Below are 19471 nucleotides of genomic sequence, written 5' to 3'. Positions count from 1 at the left end.
CGCCTATATTTATCTTAACTACCTTCTTTTAATTGCCATAAGTGAGATGTCATGTCCGTCTATACCCAGTTAACCGATGACCAATTTGCTACCTTTTGCCAACGTTTTGGCGTCTCATTCGCGCGTGCCATTCCGATTACCCAAGGTATCAAAAACTCTAACTGGTTTATTCAAACGACTGATGATGTAGATGGGGCGCACTCTTATGTGTTTACCTTGTTTGAAGAGCGTCCACCAGAAGATATTGAAAAAATGGCGGTTATCCTTAATCAATTGGATGGTAAATTACCGGTAGCGGCGCCGCTATCATTGCTTGATTTAGACGCTGATAGCGCAGAGAAATGCTATGTCATACGCTATGATAATAAAGCCATTACGCTAGTGCCCTGTTTGGCAGGCTCGCATCCACAGCAGATCACGCAAGCGATGTGCCATGAAATTGGCGCTGCTTTAGCGATGCTACATGAAACTTTGCAAGCATTACAGCCAAGCGCGCAGTATGGCGTGCCGTTATACCCATGGAGCGATGTGCGCGACCGTGAAAGCCAGTTTATGCCAAGCGACGAAGCCAAACTGATGAGCGATATTTGGCAGTCTTATACGGACTTGCCGCTTGCAACTTTGCCAAAAGGCTTATGTCATTTAGACATGTTTGCTGACAATACCTTATGGAACTTATCGTTAAATAACAGCCAAAAAGGTGAAGAGCGTCTGACAGGTTTATTAGATTTTACCGAAGTCAGCGTCGAGCATTATGTGATGGATATTGCCATTACTATTAATGATTTTTGCACCACGTGGGGCGATGCTGAGCAAGGCGAATCGGTAAAATTTGACCGCAGTAAAATGGCGGCTTTTTTACAAGGTTATGAGTCAAAACGCCTGCTTGGCGAGGATGAAAAACGTGCCTTACCAGTGATGCTAGCAAAAGCGGCGGTTATATTTTGGCTATTACGTCTCAACGTCATTCATTACAACCGTACCGAAGGTCGTACCGGCGATAACATCATGGTCAAAAACCCTGACTTGATGAAGCGTCTAGCCGCGTATCATTGGTCACATGTTGAAAAAGGGCAAAATACGGTATTTGCTTTAATAGCTAATCATATTGATAATAAAACCGAAAAACCGCTAATCGGTGTTTTTAGCAGTATTACTCAAGCTGAACAAGCACGTGATAATTTAAGCAATAGCAGTGATTTTGTTATTAAAGAATATACGCTCGATCAATTAGCATAAATTTTTTTCGACTAATTCTATATAAAACCATAAAGGCTACCTCATGACCGATCAAGTTGATAACTGGCACAAACTGGCACGCTACGATACCAATATCCAAGGTGAGTTACATGCCAATTTGCTGCGTAATAACGATATTAATGTTTCTCTACAACCGCTGAGTGCGATGCCTGGCATGAATTCTGGCATCGTGCTTTGGGTACAAGATACCGATTTGGCACGTGCAAAACGCATTTTGGATAGTATTGATAAGGATGCGGCAAGCTTGCCTGAAACAGACGACCATAACGGCGGTACTCTATAAATGTGTCAACTCTTAGGAATGAACTGTAATACGCCAACCGATATTGGTTTTAGCTTCGCAGGTTTTCGCAAGCGTGGCGGCATGACCGACAGTCATGAAGACGGCTTTGGCATTGCATTTTTTGAGCGTAGTGATTGTTCCAATAACAATTCGGCAAATGCCTCCACTGGACTGCGTTTGTTTCATGACAATCGCCCAAGTCACTTGTCGCCTGTGGCGGATTTGGTCAATAATTATCCCATCAAGGCCATGAATGTCATTGCCCATATTCGTAAAGCGACCCAAGGGCAGAATTGTTTGGCGAATACCCATCCTTTTGTCCGTGAAGTCTGGGGCGAGCAATGGGTCTTTGCGCATAATGGACAGATGAATAGTGAATTTATCAAACGCTGTCAGCGCCTGCAAGACAACGGCAATGCATCACACTGCCAGCCAGTCGGCAATACTGACTCTGAAATGGCATTTTGTTATCTGGTGAATCGTCTCAAAAGCAGCTTTAAAACCCGCCCTGATGACAAGACCCTATTTAATTTTTTGACCACGCAATGTCGCTATTTATCCGCCAATGGTTTGTTTAATTGCTTGATATCGAATGGCAAGTGGCAAATGGCTTATGCAGGCAGTTTACTGTTTTATCTCACGCGTAAAGCACCATTTGGTGAAGCGAAATTGGCAGATGATGATCTAGCGATTAACTTTGGCGATGTCACCACCGATAAAGACAAAGTGACGATACTAGTGACCGTGCCACTCACTGAAAATGAAAAATGGCAGCAATTGGCTGTCAATGAGTGTTTGATATTTCAAGATGGTGATGTCATTTATAAAGACAGCCCAAGCCAGCGCAAGTTTTTGACCGTTGAGGAAGGCATTGCGATTGCACGCGCAGTTGGGGCGAGTGTTTAGCGGTTGAGCTACGATAGTAGATACTTCCCACAACACCGCTTAAATTTCTCACCAGAACCACAAATACAGGGCTTCTTTTGCGTCACAGTCATCGCCACCGTTGGGTCTAAAAAGTACCAACGCGTATCGTTATGAGCTTTGCCTGTCACCTTTACAAAGGCAGATAGCTCATGATGCGCCTGTATTTTTTCTTCTAAACTATCTGACACATTATCGGTTGTATTAAAGTACGCCTTAAACTCAACCTGTGCATGACGTTTACCCAGCTTTGGCGTGTGCTGCACGATTTCTAGTCCTGCCCAGTCCGTTTCTTTTGCCCAACTTTCAATCGCATCAACATCAAGCAAAATTTGCTGCGTGGGTAGTGTAGTCTCGACGATATAGTCTGGCTTAACCAACACAAACGCACTATAGCGCGACCGCATCAGTCGCTCGGCAGTTTCCGCTTTTACACTATCTACTTTATTAACTTCTTCATTATAAAAAGCATCATGATAAGGCTGGCAGCAGTCTTGGTAGGATAGCGGAGCGTTTACCGTCTTTGCTGATGGATTGATTTGGCAAGGGCAAGTGTGTAGAGAAGGCTGCATGTTTGACTCTAATTTTCGTTTGGGCTTAATGGTCTTATGATAACTTTATTGCAGCATGCTCTTTATTAACTCTGGCAATATACCAACTTTGAGCTGTGCCCATGCTGAAGGGTCACTTAGTCGTGACCAAAACATCTCAAAAGGCGGGGCGACATATACCAGTAGTGTAAGGATAGTATATAAGAGTAGATACCACCATTTGTCTTTAGGTTGATAAAACTTCATCGCGGTGCCCGACGAGCGTTTCATTTTCATGTTCGACAAATTGACACTATACAGCTCGTCCAATGACAAATGTACGATCGCACCACCGAATAAAAACAGGCCATAAAACCAGCTAGTCGTCAGCGGTAGATGCAGACCATAATAGCTTAGACAGGTTAAACCCAGTCCGAGTATCGCCATATAAGGGACGGAATGAATCACCCCGCGATGGACAGTCATAGTGGTAAAAATAGAAAAAACCACATATCGCATAAAGCCGTAGCCCGCGAGCCACAATGCTATTAATGCCAGCAAGCTCAGCTCACTACGCCAATGCATCACCAAACCAAAGGCAAATATAAAAGACGTAATATTAAAACCAAGCTTAATCGGTGTTGAGTTATCAGAATCCAAATCAGGCAAGAGTCCGCCGATGGTACCGAGCGCCACACACATCAAAAAACCTGAATCATCAATCAATCCGGCTTTATAAACCGTTAGACTCATCGTACCACTGACCATGAATGCGACATTTAAGTGGGTATTAAAATTTGCCATAAAAACTCATTATTAAATAGCGCGCGAAACGTCATTCCGAGCGGCTCGTCTAGCCGTAAAAAAGCGCTCCATGATACCATAGCCAAGCCAGTCGTCTAATAGAGATAGTCAATATGACCACCACGGATTTACCTACCAAGCCCTATCGAAATACTGCTTCTAATGCATCTATTAATAACCCGTCTACATGCGATAGTCAGCTTGATGACAGCTTTGCTGCTATTGACTGGCAAGCGCCATGGCTGTGTCACTTAAACCAGTTAGGCTATGTGAGTAAAAGCATCACTCAGCTAAGTGACTTAAAAAATGAGCTTGCTCAGACAGATATAATTGAGAATGCGCCTGATATTATCGCCAAGCTTCTAAATACAGCATTGCAGCAACAGGCTGATGACCTACAGCAGTCATTACCGCAAACCAAACCTGCGCTAAACAATCAAGCCCACACCTTACGGTTTGTCTCACAAAATGCGTTGCCAGAAGGTGAAGCGTACGAGAGCTTTATCGGTACGACTGGTAATATTCCGACCCGCGATAATTTGCATGACTTATTTAATGGCAGTATTTGGCTAACTTTTCCCAAAACTAAAGCCTTGCTTAATTATTATCATATGCTTGAAATCGAGCAACAAGGTATTGGTGCCAGTCGCGGGCGTGTCCGCGATACCATTACCGTATTTGATGAGAATGGTGCGATTTTAGTGACAGCAAAGCCTAGTATTGGTGAGGCATTAGTTAATTTTGACTGGCAAAAAAGTTTGGTAGAACCGCGTGAGCAGTGGGATAAACCAAAAGCGCTAAATAGCGACTCTCGGGCGGCAGTTTATATTTTTGGTCATGCCTTGCTAGAAAAACTGCTACAACCACGTAAAGCATTATGCGCCCATAGTATTGTTATTTATGTGACGCCAGATTTTTTTGCCTTATCGCTATCTGAGCGTATTAGTCATTTGGATCAGACAGTAGCTGATTATATGGAGGTACTATTATCACAGCCAGAAGTGACACCGCGCAAACTGTCTCCATTACCTATTTTGGGTGTGCCGCATTTTTGGGCTGAAAATGCCAAGCCTAACTTTTATGATGATGGACAAGTGTTTCGCAGTGGTCGCCGTCAAAAATAAAAAGATAAGGGAATATCTTACGAGCTAAATGTAACAATGCTTAAACGCTAAAGCATTGTTACGTTTACGATTGTGCCACGATTTGACTACGTCTAGACGTTAACAAAGCTCGGGTTATTTGTTATGGTAAAAGGACATTACTGTTAAATACTGAAGATATGCTTATGTCTTTTGTTACCTAAGATTTTGTAAGTATAAAAATACAGCGGTCTATTTTTCTTAGCAACTCTTATGAGTTATTAATTTGAGTTGTTAATAGCAGCTACTAAAGTTACCCATTAAATTCATTTAGTAAAAATTTAAGCACTATTATTTAGCCACCAATTATCAGTATAAATGCTTATTGATTGATAGTCATATTAGTTCAAGAGTCATTTATGTCAAGGATCTATAACAACGATAAGGAAGCTACCATGAGTGATATTTTCGATGTAAAAGACACTATCTCGGTCGATGGCAAGGAACATGCCTATTATAGTTTGCCCAAGTTGACCAAAACCTACCAAAATATTAGCAAACTGCCATTTTGCATGAAAATCGTATTAGAGAATCTATTGCGTAACGAAGATGGTGGTCAATCTGTTGGCGAAAACCATATCGAAGCGGTTGCCAATTGGGATGCGGGCGCTGAAGCGTCAAAAGAGATTGCCTTTATGCCTGCTCGCGTGGTCTTGCAGGATTTCACAGGCGTACCCTCAGTTGTAGATTTGGCAGCGATGCGTGATGCCATAGTCGAGCTTGGGGGTAAAGCTGAGCAAATTAACCCGTTTATCCCAAGTGAATTGGTCGTCGATCACTCAGTACAAGTCGATGCTTATGGCCGTGAAGATGTCATAGATCTTAACGAAAAGATTGAGTTTAAACGTAATAATGAGCGCTATGAATTTCTGCATTGGGGTCGTAATGCTTTTGAAAACTTCGTTGTCGTGCCACCAGCAACTGGCATTGTGCATCAGGTCAACCTTGAGTATTTAGCGCGTGTGGTCATGGCAGCAGAAGTGGAGGGCGAGCTGACGGCATATCCTGATACTGTATTTGGTACTGACAGTCACACCACCATGATTAATGGTATTGGCGTCCTCGGTTGGGGTGTGGGCGGTATCGAAGCGGAAGCAGCAATGCTCGGTCAGCCGTCATCAATGCTCATTCCACAAGTCGTTGGCTTTGAGTTGAAAGGTAAATTGACGGAAGGGGTGACCGCCACCGATTTGGTATTGCGCGTGGTTGAAATGCTGCGTGCGCATGGCGTGGTTGGCAAGTTCGTCGAATTTTATGGTGAAGGCTTACACAGCATGCCGCTTGCAGATCGTGCCACCATTGCCAATATGTCACCAGAATATGGTGCAACCTGCGGTATTTTCCCAATTGACCAAATGGCGATTGATTATCTACGTCTATCAGGTCGTGATGAATCCCAAATTGAGTTGGTTGAAAAATATGCCAAGGCGCAAGGCTTATGGCATGATGCAGATACGCCGGCAGCGACGTATTCAAGTAAGCTTGAGCTAGATTTGTCATCCGTACAGCCAGCACTTGCCGGTCCGAACTTGCCGCAGCAGCGTATTAATCTGTCTGATATGCACGAGAAGTTTGGAGAAACGCTCGCAAAAATGAACAAAGACCGAAAATCAGAAGTCGAAGGCAAAATACGCTTTGATCAAGAGGGCGGTGAGCAAGAGCAGGCAGAGACCTTAGCTGCTAAGCCTAAGATAGGTACTAGCCAAGATGATGGGTATCAACCTGCAAATGGTGTTTTCTCTACCGTCAGTATCGATGAAAAAGACCATAAATTGCGTGATGGTTCGGTCGTGATTGCCGCTATTACTTCTTGTACCAATACTTCAAACCCAGCAGTAATGATAGGTGCAGGTCTGGTTGCCAAGAAAGCCGCCGCAAAAGGTCTCAAAGCCAAGCCTTGGGTCAAAACGTCACTCGCACCCGGTTCTAAAGTGGTGACGGATTATTTAGAAAAAACCAAACTGATGGACGAGCTAGAAAAAACGGGCTTTTACTTAGTCGGCTATGGCTGTACTACTTGTATCGGTAACTCAGGGCCACTGCTGGAAAGCGTTGAAAAAGGCATCGAAGAGAATGATCTGGTTGCCGCAGCTGTATTGTCAGGTAACCGTAACTTTGAAGGTCGTATCCACTCACACGTCAAAGCCAGTTATTTGGCGTCACCACCGCTCGTTGTCGCTTATGCGCTGGCAGGTACCGTCGATATTGACTTAACCACCCATCCACTAGGACAAGATCAAGACGGTAAAGATGTCTATCTCAAAGACATTTGGCCAACGTCAGAAGAGATTAACGAGCTGATTGCCAATAATATCGACGCTGATATGTTCCGTAAAAACTATGGTGAAGTGTTCGACGGTAGTGCCGCATGGAACGCCATTAGCTCAGCGGATAGCCAACTGTATCCATGGGATGAAGAGTCAACGTATATCAAGAACCCACCATTCTTTGATGGTATGACCATGGATCCAGAAGGCATCCCTGATATCAAAGGCGCGCGTATTTTAGGGTTGTTCGGTGATTCAATTACCACTGACCATATCTCACCAGCTGGTAATATCGACCCAGACTTGCCCGCAGGTAAGTACTTGCAAGGGCGTGGGGTGATGCAAGCAGACTTTAATAGCTATGGCTCACGTCGTGGTAACGATGCGGTCATGACTCGCGGTACATTTGCCAATATCCGTATCAAAAATACCATGATGGCTGGCAAAGAGGGTGGCTATACCTATTATTTCAAAGGTGACACTGCTACGCTCGCAGACGGCGAAGAAATGGCTATCTATGATGCAGCGATGAAGTATAAAGAAGATAAGCGTCCGCTCGTCGTACTCGGCGGGGCAGAGTATGGTTCTGGCTCTAGCCGTGATTGGGCAGCTAAAGGGACAATTTTACTCGGTGTAAAAGCGGTATTGACCAGCTCCTTTGAGCGTATTCACCGCTCAAACCTAGTCGGTATGGGTGTCTTGCCATTGACCTTCAAAGACGGTGAAAATGCAGAGACTTACAAGCTTGATGGCTCAGAGGTGCTTAGCATCACTGGTCTTGATAATGGCGAGAGCAAAACTGCAAAAGTCACTGCTACACGTGCCGATGGCTCGACTAAGAGCTTTGATGTGAATGTCATGCTACAGACACCAAAAGAGCGCGAATACGTGCGTCATGGCGGTGTATTGCACTATGTGCTACGTCAACTGGCAGCTGAGAGTAAAAATGCTGCTTAATCATTGACTAGATATAATACGACAAAAAGCCCAGTCCCAGTTAAAGTAGGGGATTGGGCTTTTTTTATGGAGACTCTTATGTTCTGATATAGTCAGAGAAAAGCAATATCGATACATAACGTACTGCTGATATCAATTTTTCTTGCTTGCTGTGCCTACGCAGACAGAGGCTGCAAAAAATTTATACCAGCAGTACCGTAGCGTTTTTAAGGTATTTTAACTATAGTTCTAAGACTTAAGCCTTCTCAGTCAAAAGCTTGACTCCCATACTGATAAATATCACACCGCTTATTCTATTTAAAATCACTTCAATAGTAGGATTCTTACGCAAGTTTTCACTGAATTTTGAGGCTAATAAAGCTAAACATGAGCACCAAATAAAACCGGTCGTAGCAAAGCTCAAACCCAGTACTAAAAACGATACCATGCTATTGGAATAACTGGGGTCGATAAACTGCGGGAAGAATGCCAAGAAAAATAGCGCAACTTTTGGATTAAAGGTGTTGGTAATCACCCCTTGCTTATATATCTGCCACCTATCTAATGGTCGAGCAGACGCCGTTTTTTCCTCATTAGGCAAATCATTGGCAAGTGAAGCTGCCTGTTTACTGGTCAGCATCTTAAAACCCAGGTAACACAAATAACTGGCACCAATATATTTCACTAGCGTAAATGCAAATGGTGAGTTTGCTAATAGGACGGACAACCCAAATGCAGCCAATAAGGTATGGACCAAAATCCCGGAGGTAATCCCCAGTACCGAATAAAACCCTGCCGTTTGACCTTGAGAGATACTACGAGTAATGATATACATGCTATCAGTGCCAGGAGTTATATTTAACAAAATAGCGGCAAGCATAAATCCCAGATAGTTCTCAATACCAAACATCGCCAATACGTCCTTGTAATAGCTTCAAATATCTATAATTTATAGAGCGCCATTAGATTGCATTCTATCAACATTACTAAAAAATGATACAGCTTTGATAACCGTTTGCAGACACAACAGACATAAAAAAGCCCAGTCACCATGTGATGACTGGGCTTTTTTATTGTTCGCTTATTAGTCTAACCCGATGCTTAAAAGGTGCTAATAAGTGACGCCGAATAGTGGCGTCCCCACGGGGATTCGAACCCCGGTTACCGCCGTGAAAGGGCGGTGTCCTAGGCCTCTAGACGATGGGGACGCATAGAGTGTCATAACCCAAGGTTATAACGGTACTTCACAATATCAGACTGCTTATCTATTAAGAATAGAGCAAGCGTTGCCTAGGTGCTGATACTGTCCTACTAGCGAGTATTTATGATGACGTTTCAGTGAAACTGAGCGCTGCTATAAATAAAGTATGGTGGAGCTAAACGGAGTCGAACCGTTGACCCCTTGCATGCCATGCAAGTGCTCTACCAACTGAGCTATAGCCCCTCGCTAAGAGTGTGCGTATTTTATGTAAGACCAGTGGTCTTGTCAACCACTATTTTAAAAATAATCAATAAATATGCAAAAAAAAGTGTTCAAAGCTATTTTATTAACTTACTAAGCACAAATTAGCGTGGGTTTTGCTGACTGGCTATCTCTTTAATGGCTTTATCGGTAAAGAATTCTTCTTCAGTACCATCTGAGAAAATAACTGCACCGCATTCTGTGGGGATATATTGCCCACCTTTTAGTTGTACTGTGCTAATGCCTTTAAAACCAATGATGTCAGATTCTTTCAATCGATCGACATTATGATTGATATAACTGCAATAAGAGGCATATATCCACTTTAAGTCATCAAAGTCTTGACCGGTTGTCAGGGTAAGATTAGCGTCGTATAGCTCTTTTATGATTGCATCATAGTATCTTTGGGCTTCTTTTAGCGTGCTAAAGACATAATCTTTACTTTCTATGGTGACGGTCTTGGCGGCCATATTTATTTCCAATTGAGATATTAAATAAAAAATCAGTATTCGTATTCAAATGCTGAGACTAACATAAAGAGGGGGCAGTATTATTCTGACCCCTCCTTTTTATTCACTAATAATGTTATGAATCAACAATGTTATAGTCGATTCTAAATAAAGTAGATATATTATGTTTTGACGCGGCACTGGTATAAATTTTTCTGGCGTGCTGTGCCTGAGCAGACAGAGGCTGCAAAAAATTCATTCCAGTCCCGCTGCATTGTTTTTACCCTAAGCTTACTATGTTAACAAACAACTAAGATGCTATTCTGCTGCCAAAAAGTCTGGTAATTCTGCTGCTTGTTTCTCTAATTTTTTTAGCTTCTTTTTACCTATGCCGCCAAGTATATCAACCGCATGACGCAAGCGAGTCAAGGTCATATCAGCGCCGATAATCGCCATCGAGTTCATGACCGGCGTCGATGAGGTGCTACCAGCGATAGCGATAAAGAATGGTGCCATAAAATCACGCATCTTAATATCAAGATGGGCGGCAAGACCTTTCAGGGTGGCGTAGATATTTTCCTCTGACCAGGTAGGTAACGTTTCTAGTTGCCAGAGCGCCAGTTGTAGCATCTCAGTAATTTGCTCAGGCGTGAGTGACTTATGAGTAAAGCTTTCAGCATTGATATTAGGTAGGTTTTGGAAATAAAAGCCACCCCAGTTAACCGCATCAGATAAAAGCTCAATACGAGGCTGAATCGCCGCAGCGATAGCGGTTAATTTATCACTGTTACTTGCCCAGTCGAGGATTTTGTTTTTGAGTTCTTCCGGGGTAAGCGCGCGTAGCCACTCGCTATTTACCCAGTTGAGTTTTTCGATATCGAAGATAGGTCCGCCAAGTGAGACACGCTGAATATCGAAGCTAGCGATCATTTCCTCTAACGTAAATTTCTCAGCTTCGTCGGGCATTGAGTAGCCCATACGCCCAAGGTAATTTAGCAGCGCTTCAGGTAGCACACCGGCATCACGGTAATACGTGATAGAGGTTGGGTTTTTACGCTTAGACAGTTTTGATTTGTCTGGGTTACGCAGTAATGGCATATGACAAAGAACCGGCATCTCCCAACCAAAATACTCATAAAGTAGCTGATGTTTTGGCGCAGAGTTCAGCCACTCTTCGCCGCGTAATACATGGCTGATGTCCATTAGATGGTCATCAACGACGTTGGCTAGATGATAAGTTGGCATGCCGTCGGTTTTGAGCAGCACTTGCATGTCCACTTGCGTCCAAGGAATCTCGACCGTACCGCGTAGCATATCTTGTACCTGACAGATGCCTTCAGTTGGCACACGCATACGAATGACATGCGGTTTGCCCTCACTGACCAATTGCGCAGTTTTTTCTGGCGCTAAATGGGCACAGCGACCGTCGTAACGTGGCGTTTCGCCATTGGCCATTTGCTGGGCGCGCATGGCATCGAGCTCTTCACTGCTACAAAAGCAGCGAAACGCATGATTGTTTCCTATCAGCTGCTCGGCGTGCTTTTTATAAATGTCGCTACGCTCGCTCTGACGATAAGGCGCATGCGGACCGCCGATATCTGGACCTTCCGCCCAATCAAGACCGACCCAACGCAGCGCATCCAAAATCATTTTTTCAGATTGCTCGGTTGAGCGGGTTTGGTCAGTGTCTTCGATACGCAGAATAAATTCGCCGCCATGAGCTTTAGCAAAAGCTAAATTAAACAGTGCGATATAAGCAGTGCCGACATGCGGGAAGCCAGTAGGCGAAGGGGCAATACGGGTACGAACAGGACGTATGCTATTAGTAGAAGTAGATGGTTGCATCATAAAAATCTCAAAATGTTGTTGTTAATGAATGGGACAGTCAAAAGTAGTAGTGAAAAGTGAAAATATGGACGAAAGAATGGAAGTCAACGTTGAAAAATAGCGTAAAATATAGCGCTAGTATAACAGAGAGATGGGATATTTTTAATGAAATACCCTTCTAGCGCTTGACTACCCGTGTATCCTTGCGATAATAATGTTAGGTAAGTCATAACTTGTTTATTTTCATCTGATTTTTTACTATTACTGGTCAATTTGACCATCATCTATTGAGTTGTTTGTGTCCATATCGAATAGTAAGCCGAAAAATACGCCAAATGCTAATCACAATCCTTCTGACCTTGATCACTCTATGTCAGCGGCGAGTCTGTTTTCTGAAGAAAGCACTTCTACTCAAAAACTTATACAAGAGTCTAGTGAAGATCAAGCCACGTCTGACGAATTGAGTTTTGTCCATGATGCGGTGCTATTACAAGAAACGGTCGCCGCAGTGTTGGGTGTCAAAGCGCTACCAAAGCAGACAGACGACGAAAGTCAAAATAGCTTGCAAGCAAGTGGTATCTACGTCGATGCTACCTTTGGTCGTGGTGGTCATAGTCGCTTGCTATTAAGCCAGCTTGCCGATGACGCAACCTTGATTGTTTTTGATAAAGACCCAACGGCCATTAGCGTTGCTCGTGAATTGGCAAATAGCGACAGTCGCGTAAAAGTGGTGCATGATAGCTTTGCGACGTTAACAGACAGTCTTGCTGCAATGGGAATCACTCAAGTTGACGGCTTAATGGCAGACTTGGGTATCTCATCACCGCAAATTGATGATGGCAGTCGTGGTTTTAGTTTTATGCGTGATGGCGCGGTCGATATGCGTATGGATACTAGCCGCGGGCAGTCGGTTGCCCAGTGGCTTGAGACGGTCGATGATGAAACCTTGGCCAATGTGCTCTATGAGTTCGGTGAAGAGCGTCACAGTCGCCGTATCGCTCGTGCCATTAAGCAGATGGACAGTTACGATTCTACTTTAGCATTGGCTGAAGTGATAAAAGTTGCGCACCCAAACTGGCAACGCGGCAAGCATCCAGCGACCCAGAGCTTTCAGGCGATGCGTATTTTTATTAACAATGAGCTTGGTGATGTTGACGACTTTTTAGAGCAAAGTATTCCGATATTAAAGGCAGGCGGACAGCTAGCAGTGATTAGTTTTCACTCGTTAGAAGATCGACGTATCAAACAGTTTTTGCAGCGTCATAGTAAAGGGCAATATCCAGAAGATGAGAATCTACCGCTGCCACCCAAGCGTCCACGTTACTTTAGTAAGCCTAAACGGGTTGGTCCAACCAAAGCAGAGATAAGTCATAACCCACGATCTCGTAGTGCATGGCTACGCATGGCAACACGTACTGATGCTGACTGCGTAGTAGATATTCATCTATGAATGCCATTATAAAATTATGGGGTTTAAATATGACTAAATGTTTTAATGATTACGCGGCTGTTAAAAAGCTGTAAATATTATCTGCTAGGCTCAGCAGTTACTTTTTTGCTTGGTATTGTTTTATTGATGGTGCTGATGGCTTATAAGAGTTTTATAACTCATAAATGGTTATCGCTTTTTATATTTTGAAGTTCACTTTTTTGAGATTGTCATGGCAATATCCGACAAACCTGTAAACCGCCGCGCCGCAACGCCATCGAATACCGACGTTGGCACCTTATTTGTGCGTAAATTTAAAATATCAAATATCTATGTGGCTATATTGGTACTGTTGGCGGTTGGTATTGTATGGAGTGGCATCAAAACGGCTGAAGGTGTTCAGCAGTATCATCAGGATTATAAAATCTTGCAAGACATGAAAAAACAAGAGCGGAAATTACAAGTTGAGCATCAGCGTCTACTTATTGAACAGCAGACCTTTAGTGCGACGCCGCAGATTGCCAGTCGTGCCGTTGCGGAGCTTGGGATGTTTTCACCAACACTCAAAGATAAGCTGATTATCCAGCCAGGTGCTGCGACAGCAGTTGCACTCGTGATCCCTGATGCCAGTACTCCAGACACTTTAACGACGAATGATTCTGATGTTTTCGAAGCTGATGCTGTGAGCGATGCACCCGTTAAGGCTGCTGATACCGATTCTGACCTAGCGGAGGCAGGACAATGAGCGATAAAAAACCCAGTGCTAAAGCGACCAGCAAAAAACCCGCCAGCGGCAAGGTTACTAAACCACTACGCCGTGCTAGTGCGGCTAAATCTGGACAAACGAGTAGCAAGCCTGATAATAAATCAGATGATGGCCGTAAAGCCAAGCTATCTGGTCGCTTAAAAAAGAATGAAGAACAGGGTGCTTATACCAGTGTCAAAAATCTAAAAAGCAAAAGATCGATTTTGGGTAAAGCGTCTGGCGCTTCCTCTCGCGGCGGTGTCGAGCAAGATAAGAACCGTTTCCGTTTGATTTGGGGTATAGCGCTGCTTATTTTGGTAGCACTTATCGGTCGTGCTTACTATATTCAAATTGCCAATACTCAGTTTTATCAAGACAAAGGCAGTGAGCTCATCACTAGTGAACGCACGCAAAAATCCTATCGTGGCATGATTACTGACCGCAACGATTTGCCATTGGCTGTCAGTGCACCACTCGCGACAGTCTCTTTTAGCCCGCATGACTATGCCCGTGAATACTACGAGCTTAAGCGTATTATTATCACCAATCCTGAAAGTCCGCAGCTTATCGCACGTATGCAAAAACGCTTGGATAATATGGATTTGACGACGCTTGCGGCGGCTGCCAATATCTCAGCCGATGAGCTAAAAAGAGTGACAGCTATTGACCCTACTATTGATGTAACGGATGAAGTGGCAGTCAAAGCAGCGCTGCCATCGGGTGCAGGCTCGCATTATTTACCACTATTGAATAAAGTCACACCAGAGATTGCAGAAAGCGTTAGCTCGCTTGATTTTCCTGGTGTTAATGAGAAGAACTTCTTTCAGCGCTATTATCCGCAGCCACAGCCTAACTCGCAACTACTAGGTTTCATGGGACAAAATGCCAATGATCCGGAAGGTGGTTACGAAGGACGTGCTGGTATCGAACGTCAGTATGAGAAAGAGCTGGCGGGTGATGATGGTAAGGTTTTGGTGCTCAAAGATGCCAAACAAAACAGTCTTAAAGAAATCAAACAGCTTGAACCAGAAGTACCGGGCAAAGATGTGACATTGACCATTGATTCGCGTTTGCAATATTTGCTTTATAAAGAGCTAGAAAAGGCGGGGCGTTTGCAAAAAGCGCGCTGGTCGACTGGCATGGTGGTCGATGTACAAACGGGTGAAGTGCTGGCACTATCGACATGGCCGTCATTTAACTCTAATAATCTGAATGAGATGACGGGTGAAAATCAGCGTAACCGTGCGCTCCTTGACGTCTTTGAACCCGGTTCAGTCATGAAACCATTTACCGTTGCTGCGGCTTTAGATTCAGGGAAATACACTGCCACCACTTTGATCGATACCAATCCTGGCTCTATCCGTGTCCGTGGTTATACGATTCGTGACCATAGTAATCTAGGGCGGATCACGATGGCAACGCTACTACAGAAATCTAGTAACGTCGCCTCGACCAAGATTGCTTTGTCTCTACCGGCTGACGACATTACCAATATGCAAAGACAGTTTGGCTTTGGGGCAAAAACACCACTGCAATTCCCAGGTGAAGGCAGTGGGCTTGTGGTGACACCAGAAGAAAAAGAAACTTCGAGACGGGCAACGATCAGTTATGGCTATGGTATACAGGTGACGCTGGCACAGATAGCGCAAGCTTATTCAGCGCTGGCGGCAGGTGGCGTCATGCATCCGCTAACGTTGAATAAAAATGATAAAGCGTTACCAAGCAAACGTATTATGGCGCATGAACAAGCGATGGCCATCGTACAGATGATGGAAAGTGTCACAGAAGACGGCGGTACGGCTAAAGGTGCGGCTATTGATGGTTACCGCGTTGCTGGTAAAACAGGAACCTCGCGCCGTATCAATCCAAAAGGTGGCTACTATACTGACCAGTATCGTAATGTCTTTGCGGGTATGGCACCAGCTTCTAATCCAAAACTGGTCGGCGTCATGTTAATCGAAGACCCGCGTGGTCAGATTTATGCTGGTTTAACCGTGGCTCCTGTTTTCCATAATGTTATGAAAGAGGCGCTGCGTTTATACAATGTGCCTTTAGATAAGCCGCTCAAAACCGAAGCTCAATAGATATAAAAGTAAATTTTTAAATATCCACCTCTTAATTATTTGATGTGTTTTAACCGTTTAGGATTTGCCAATGACCCTGTCTACCTCGTCGCCACGCAGTATCACAGTTACCTTGCAACAGCTGCTTGCAGCTAGTAGCAGCGACGATAGACATAGTCTACAGCAGGTATTTACAGCGAATATGACCGCAGCTGTTAGTGAGTCATCGCATCAAATGACCACTGTTCAACTGGATGCGGTGCTCAATATTCCATTCCAGCAGTTCTGTTTAGACAGCCGTCAACTAGCCAGTAACGACGTGTTCGTCTTGTTAAAAAGCCATACGCCAAATTGCCAAAAAAGCCGTGACCACCTTTATCAAGCCGCTAACAATGCGGCTTTTATCCTATCGGAAATCGACCCTATTGCTTTGCTTGCTACGGCTAATGTCCTGCCTCATGCCAATCTCGAATTGACTAAAACCGATAATATAAAATCTATCGCTCAGCAGCAATTAGATACTTTGCCTTGCCCTGTATTATATGTACCTCATGTCCGTGATTTTCTGGGCAGCTTAATTCAAGCATGTTTGCAGTATCAGCAGCCTGTGACATTACCAACTGTTATAGCGGTGACGGGCACCAATGGCAAAACGACTATCAGTCAATTGGTGGCACAACTCACCCAGCTCACCGGTATGAGCAGCGCAGTCATGGGCACGGCAGGGAATGGTAGGCTTGGCGCTTTGGTACAAGCCAGCCATACCACGGGCGATGCCTTAGCGGTCCAGCAATTTTTATATCAAATGGGTACGGAGAATGCTGAACTACTAGCATTGGAAGCCAGCTCACATGGTTTAGATCAGCAGCGTTTACAGGGTATGCCAGTGTCGGTGGCGATTTACACCAACCTGAGTCGCGATCATTTAGATTATCATGCTGATATGGCAGAGTACGCGGCAGCTAAGGCCAAGCTGTTTGATAAAGCCCATTTTCCGGACTTGACCCACGCTATTATCAATATCGATGACGAACATGCCCAGATTATGCTTGATACGGCACACGCTAGCCAATTAATAGTTTGGACGTACAGCTTAGACCCATCAAAATCTGCAACGTTTGTTGCTGCCAAAATCAAACCAAGTCTGCAAGGTGTTGAGATTAGCTTACGTACAGATTTTGGCGATGGGACAATGAATCATTTAGATATCGTTAGCCCATTATTGGGGCGCTTTAATGTTGCCAATTTGCTTGCTGCTATGGCAGCTGCCGTCGCTTTAGGCATTAGCTTTAAAAGCATTGCGACCGTTATCCCGCAATTGCAAGGTGCGGTTGGGCGTATGCAGCGTGTGCCATCGAATGATGGCTGCTTTATCGTTGATTATGCACATACGCCTGATGCCTTAAGTCAGGTGCTTGCCAGTCTCAAAACCCACTGTAAAGGCCAGCTATGGGCAGTGTTTGGCTGCGGTGGCGACCGTGATGCGGGCAAACGTCCTTTGATGGCGCAAGCAGGATTGGCAGGCGCGGATAAAGTCGTGTTAACGGCAGACAATCCACGCACTGAAGACCCCAATGCGATATTGCAAGATATGCAGGCAGGGATGAGTACTGAGCAATATCAGCGCACCCATATTGAGCCTGCTCGCCAAGCAGCGATTGAGTATGCGGTCAATCAAGCAGCGGCTGATGATATTGTTGTTATCGCTGGCAAGGGTCATGAGACCTATCAAGAAATTAACCATGTTCGTTATGATTTTGACGACAGTGTTATTTTGCAAAACGCCTTAAAACAAGCAGGGCGTGTATAGATAACAATACTGGCTTCCGATTTTATGTTTTTTAAGCAATATTAATCATTAAATATCAAATATAAGTAATCATCACATAAGGTAATCAATATGACAGCCGACAACGATAACAGCATTCAGTCGCAAGGGCTGTATGTTTGGCAAGCAGACAATCTGCTCGCGGCGACCGCAGCACTTAACGGGCATTGGCAGCTGAGTGAGGGACAATCTGGCTCAGAAAACGATTTAATGAGCACTCGTATCGCCACCGATACCCGTACGATAAAGCCTGGTGATATATTTTTAGCGTTAACGGGTGATAATTTTGATGGTCACGATTATCTCGACACTGCTATCGCGCAAGGTGCGGTTGCGGCTATCGTCGCTCGCCCTATTGCTATGGCTGATGCAAATAGCATTCCGCAGTTAGTGGTGAGCGATACCCGTTTGGCGTTAGGACAATTGGCTGCGTATCGTCGTCAACAGCATCAAAATTTAACCGTTATTGCTATTACTGGCTCTAGCGGTAAGACCACCTGTAAAGAGATGCTCGGTAGTATCTTTGGCAGACTTGCCCCAACGCTTATCACGCGTGGCAACCTAAATAATGACTTGGGTGTGCCGATGATGTTGCTCGAATTGTCCGATCATCATCGCTATGCCATCCTAGAGCTTGGCGCAAACCATATTGGCGAAATTGCTTATACTACGGAGATTGTCCAGCCAGATGTTGCGTGTATCTTAAATATTGGTACGGCGCATTTGGGTGAGTTTGGCAGCCGTGAAGGGATTTGCCAAACCAAGGCTGAGATTTACCATACCTTGAATGACAGTCAATTTGCGATCGTTCCTGACAAAGATGATTTTACCAATCAATTACGCCGTATCGCTGAAAAGCATACATCACACGTGATTGGTTTTGGTAATACGGATGTCAGTGCCAGCCATTTAGATGTCGAGCCTGAACGCAGTGAATTTAAGCTGCATATCGGCAATCAAGTCCATGATATCAACTTGCCACTAGCGGGCGAGCACAATGTCAATAATGCTTTAGCCGCTGCTGCTTGTGCCCATGCATTAAATATTGAAGTTAGTGATATCGTCGTCGGACTTGAAAATGCGCGTCCTGCCAAAGGTCGCTTGAACAGTCAGCTGTTAGGCATGCATCGACTGATTGATGATACGTATAATGCCAATCCACATTCGGTACGGGCAGCTGCCAAAGTATTGGCAGCGCAAACGGGTACGCAAGTGATGGTATTAGGCGATATTGCTGAGTTAGGTGAGGCTGCAGTGAGCGAGCATCGAAGCTTGGGTCGTACCATTGCAACCACAGGTATTAATGTACTGCTTTGCGTTGGTGAATATGCCCCTTATACAGTCGAAGGTGCGCAGGAGATTTCTGATATCAATGCCCATGCGTTTACCGATAAAGACAGTTTATTGGCGTATTTAAAACCTTATTTGCAAGCGCAGCAGGCGCAACCTTGTACGGTGTTGTTTAAAGGTTCTCGTTCCATGGCGATGGAAACACTTATCAATGCGCTAGTCGAGGAGTAGG

General features: G+C 44.5%; 15 protein-coding genes and 2 tRNA genes. 10 read left to right on the top strand and 7 right to left on the bottom strand.

The window, feature by feature from the left end; genetic code table 11:
* Window positions 1–51: 51 nt before the first annotated feature.
* The 3 genes from AC0J5Y_RS11970 to AC0J5Y_RS11960 are packed head-to-tail and all read left to right on the top strand — an operon-like array spanning window position 52 to window position 2449.
* A complete protein-coding gene (locus AC0J5Y_RS11970) occupies window positions 52–1239 on the top strand; it encodes a homoserine kinase (protein WP_475130889.1) in 1188 nt (395 codons plus the stop codon).
* 43 nt (window positions 1240–1282) lie between these two features.
* Window positions 1283–1543: a putative signal transducing protein gene (locus AC0J5Y_RS11965; protein WP_475130888.1), complete on the top strand. Its 261-nt coding sequence runs from the start codon at window positions 1283–1285 to the stop codon at window positions 1541–1543.
* Window positions 1544–2449 (top strand): class II glutamine amidotransferase, encoded by a 906-nt coding sequence (locus AC0J5Y_RS11960; protein WP_475130887.1) that lies wholly within the window; start codon window positions 1544–1546, stop codon window positions 2447–2449.
* An 8-nt stretch (window positions 2450–2457) separates the two neighbouring features.
* Here AC0J5Y_RS11960 and AC0J5Y_RS11955 read toward each other — a convergent pair whose 3' ends face one another.
* Window positions 2458–3039 (bottom strand): YchJ family protein, encoded by a 582-nt coding sequence (locus AC0J5Y_RS11955; protein WP_475130886.1) that lies wholly within the window; start codon window positions 3037–3039, stop codon window positions 2458–2460.
* A gap of 45 nt (window positions 3040–3084) precedes the next feature.
* On the bottom strand, window positions 3085–3801 hold the full coding sequence (locus tag AC0J5Y_RS11950) for a metal-dependent hydrolase (protein ID WP_475130885.1): 717 nt from the start codon (window positions 3799–3801) through the stop codon (window positions 3085–3087).
* Window positions 3802–3914: 113 nt separating this feature from the next.
* On the opposite strand from AC0J5Y_RS11950, the gene AC0J5Y_RS11945 reads away from it, so the two are divergent.
* Entirely contained in the window at window positions 3915–4925 is a 1011-nt protein-coding gene (locus AC0J5Y_RS11945) for a DUF3025 domain-containing protein (protein ID WP_475130884.1), read from the top strand.
* A 413-nt stretch (window positions 4926–5338) separates the two neighbouring features.
* Complete coding sequence (gene acnA / locus AC0J5Y_RS11940) at window positions 5339–8167, top strand: aconitate hydratase AcnA (protein WP_475130883.1); 2829 nt, start codon at window positions 5339–5341, stop codon at window positions 8165–8167.
* Between the two features lie 235 nt (window positions 8168–8402).
* Here the strand turns inward: acnA and AC0J5Y_RS11935 are convergent, their stop codons facing one another.
* From AC0J5Y_RS11935 to gltX, 5 genes are all read right to left on the bottom strand, one after another.
* Window positions 8403–9056 (bottom strand): LysE family translocator, encoded by a 654-nt coding sequence (locus tag AC0J5Y_RS11935; RefSeq protein ID WP_475130882.1) that lies wholly within the window; start codon window positions 9054–9056, stop codon window positions 8403–8405.
* 222 nt (window positions 9057–9278) lie between these two features.
* Window positions 9279–9354, bottom strand: a tRNA-Glu gene (locus AC0J5Y_RS11930).
* A 160-nt stretch (window positions 9355–9514) separates the two neighbouring features.
* Window positions 9515–9590 (bottom strand) — tRNA-Ala (locus tag AC0J5Y_RS11925).
* Window positions 9591–9712: 122 nt separating this feature from the next.
* Entirely contained in the window at window positions 9713–10078 is a 366-nt protein-coding gene (locus AC0J5Y_RS11920) for a hypothetical protein (RefSeq protein ID WP_475130881.1), read from the bottom strand.
* Window positions 10079–10375: 297 nt separating this feature from the next.
* On the bottom strand, window positions 10376–11905 hold the full coding sequence (gltX, locus tag AC0J5Y_RS11915) for a glutamate--tRNA ligase (RefSeq protein WP_475130880.1): 1530 nt from the start codon (window positions 11903–11905) through the stop codon (window positions 10376–10378).
* A gap of 277 nt (window positions 11906–12182) precedes the next feature.
* Here gltX and rsmH point away from each other — a divergent pair, with 277 nt between their 5' ends.
* The 5 genes from rsmH to AC0J5Y_RS11890 all read left to right on the top strand — a co-directional run bounded on the left by rsmH (window position 12183) and on the right by AC0J5Y_RS11890 (window position 19470).
* Complete coding sequence (gene rsmH / locus AC0J5Y_RS11910) at window positions 12183–13334, top strand: 16S rRNA (cytosine(1402)-N(4))-methyltransferase RsmH (RefSeq protein ID WP_475130879.1); 1152 nt, start codon at window positions 12183–12185, stop codon at window positions 13332–13334.
* A 211-nt stretch (window positions 13335–13545) separates the two neighbouring features.
* Complete coding sequence (gene ftsL, locus AC0J5Y_RS11905; RefSeq protein ID WP_475130878.1) at window positions 13546–14058, top strand: cell division protein FtsL; 513 nt, start codon at window positions 13546–13548, stop codon at window positions 14056–14058.
* Window positions 14055–16142 carry a peptidoglycan D,D-transpeptidase FtsI family protein gene (locus AC0J5Y_RS11900; RefSeq protein ID WP_475130877.1) on the top strand — a complete coding sequence of 696 codons (2088 nt, stop codon included), beginning with the start codon at window positions 14055–14057 and terminating at the stop codon, window positions 16140–16142. Before ftsL ends, AC0J5Y_RS11900 begins: the two co-directional genes overlap by 4 nt.
* 70 nt (window positions 16143–16212) lie before the next feature.
* Entirely contained in the window at window positions 16213–17931 is a 1719-nt protein-coding gene (locus AC0J5Y_RS11895) for a UDP-N-acetylmuramoyl-L-alanyl-D-glutamate--2,6-diaminopimelate ligase (protein ID WP_475130876.1), read from the top strand.
* A 90-nt stretch (window positions 17932–18021) separates the two neighbouring features.
* Window positions 18022–19470 carry a UDP-N-acetylmuramoyl-tripeptide--D-alanyl-D-alanine ligase gene (locus tag AC0J5Y_RS11890; RefSeq protein WP_475130875.1) on the top strand — a complete coding sequence of 483 codons (1449 nt, stop codon included), beginning with the start codon at window positions 18022–18024 and terminating at the stop codon, window positions 19468–19470.
* The last annotated feature ends 1 nt before the right edge of the window (window position 19471 follow it).

Source organism: Psychrobacter sp. TS_SC_6 (assembly GCF_056156305.1).
Note: the sequence above shows the minus strand (reverse complement) of the source record. Positions and strands in the feature narration are given on the sequence as shown.

Coding starts and splice junctions, on each gene's coding strand:
- AC0J5Y_RS11970 (WP_475130889.1), top strand. CDS start 52: ATGTCCGTCTATACCCAGTTAACCGATGACCAATTTGCTACCTTTTGC.
- AC0J5Y_RS11965 (WP_475130888.1), top strand. CDS start 1,283: ATGACCGATCAAGTTGATAACTGGCACAAACTGGCACGCTACGATACC.
- AC0J5Y_RS11960 (WP_475130887.1), top strand. CDS start 1,544: ATGTGTCAACTCTTAGGAATGAACTGTAATACGCCAACCGATATTGGT.
- AC0J5Y_RS11955 (WP_475130886.1), bottom strand. CDS start 3,039: ATGCAGCCTTCTCTACACACTTGCCCTTGCCAAATCAATCCATCAGCA.
- AC0J5Y_RS11950 (WP_475130885.1), bottom strand. CDS start 3,801: ATGGCAAATTTTAATACCCACTTAAATGTCGCATTCATGGTCAGTGGT.
- AC0J5Y_RS11945 (WP_475130884.1), top strand. CDS start 3,915: ATGACCACCACGGATTTACCTACCAAGCCCTATCGAAATACTGCTTCT.
- acnA (WP_475130883.1), top strand. CDS start 5,339: ATGAGTGATATTTTCGATGTAAAAGACACTATCTCGGTCGATGGCAAG.
- AC0J5Y_RS11935 (WP_475130882.1), bottom strand. CDS start 9,056: ATGTTTGGTATTGAGAACTATCTGGGATTTATGCTTGCCGCTATTTTG.
- AC0J5Y_RS11920 (WP_475130881.1), bottom strand. CDS start 10,078: ATGGCCGCCAAGACCGTCACCATAGAAAGTAAAGATTATGTCTTTAGC.
- gltX (WP_475130880.1), bottom strand. CDS start 11,905: ATGATGCAACCATCTACTTCTACTAATAGCATACGTCCTGTTCGTACC.
- ftsL (WP_475130878.1), top strand. CDS start 13,546: ATGGCAATATCCGACAAACCTGTAAACCGCCGCGCCGCAACGCCATCG.
- AC0J5Y_RS11900 (WP_475130877.1), top strand. CDS start 14,055: ATGAGCGATAAAAAACCCAGTGCTAAAGCGACCAGCAAAAAACCCGCC.
- AC0J5Y_RS11895 (WP_475130876.1), top strand. CDS start 16,213: ATGACCCTGTCTACCTCGTCGCCACGCAGTATCACAGTTACCTTGCAA.
- AC0J5Y_RS11890 (WP_475130875.1), top strand. CDS start 18,022: ATGACAGCCGACAACGATAACAGCATTCAGTCGCAAGGGCTGTATGTT.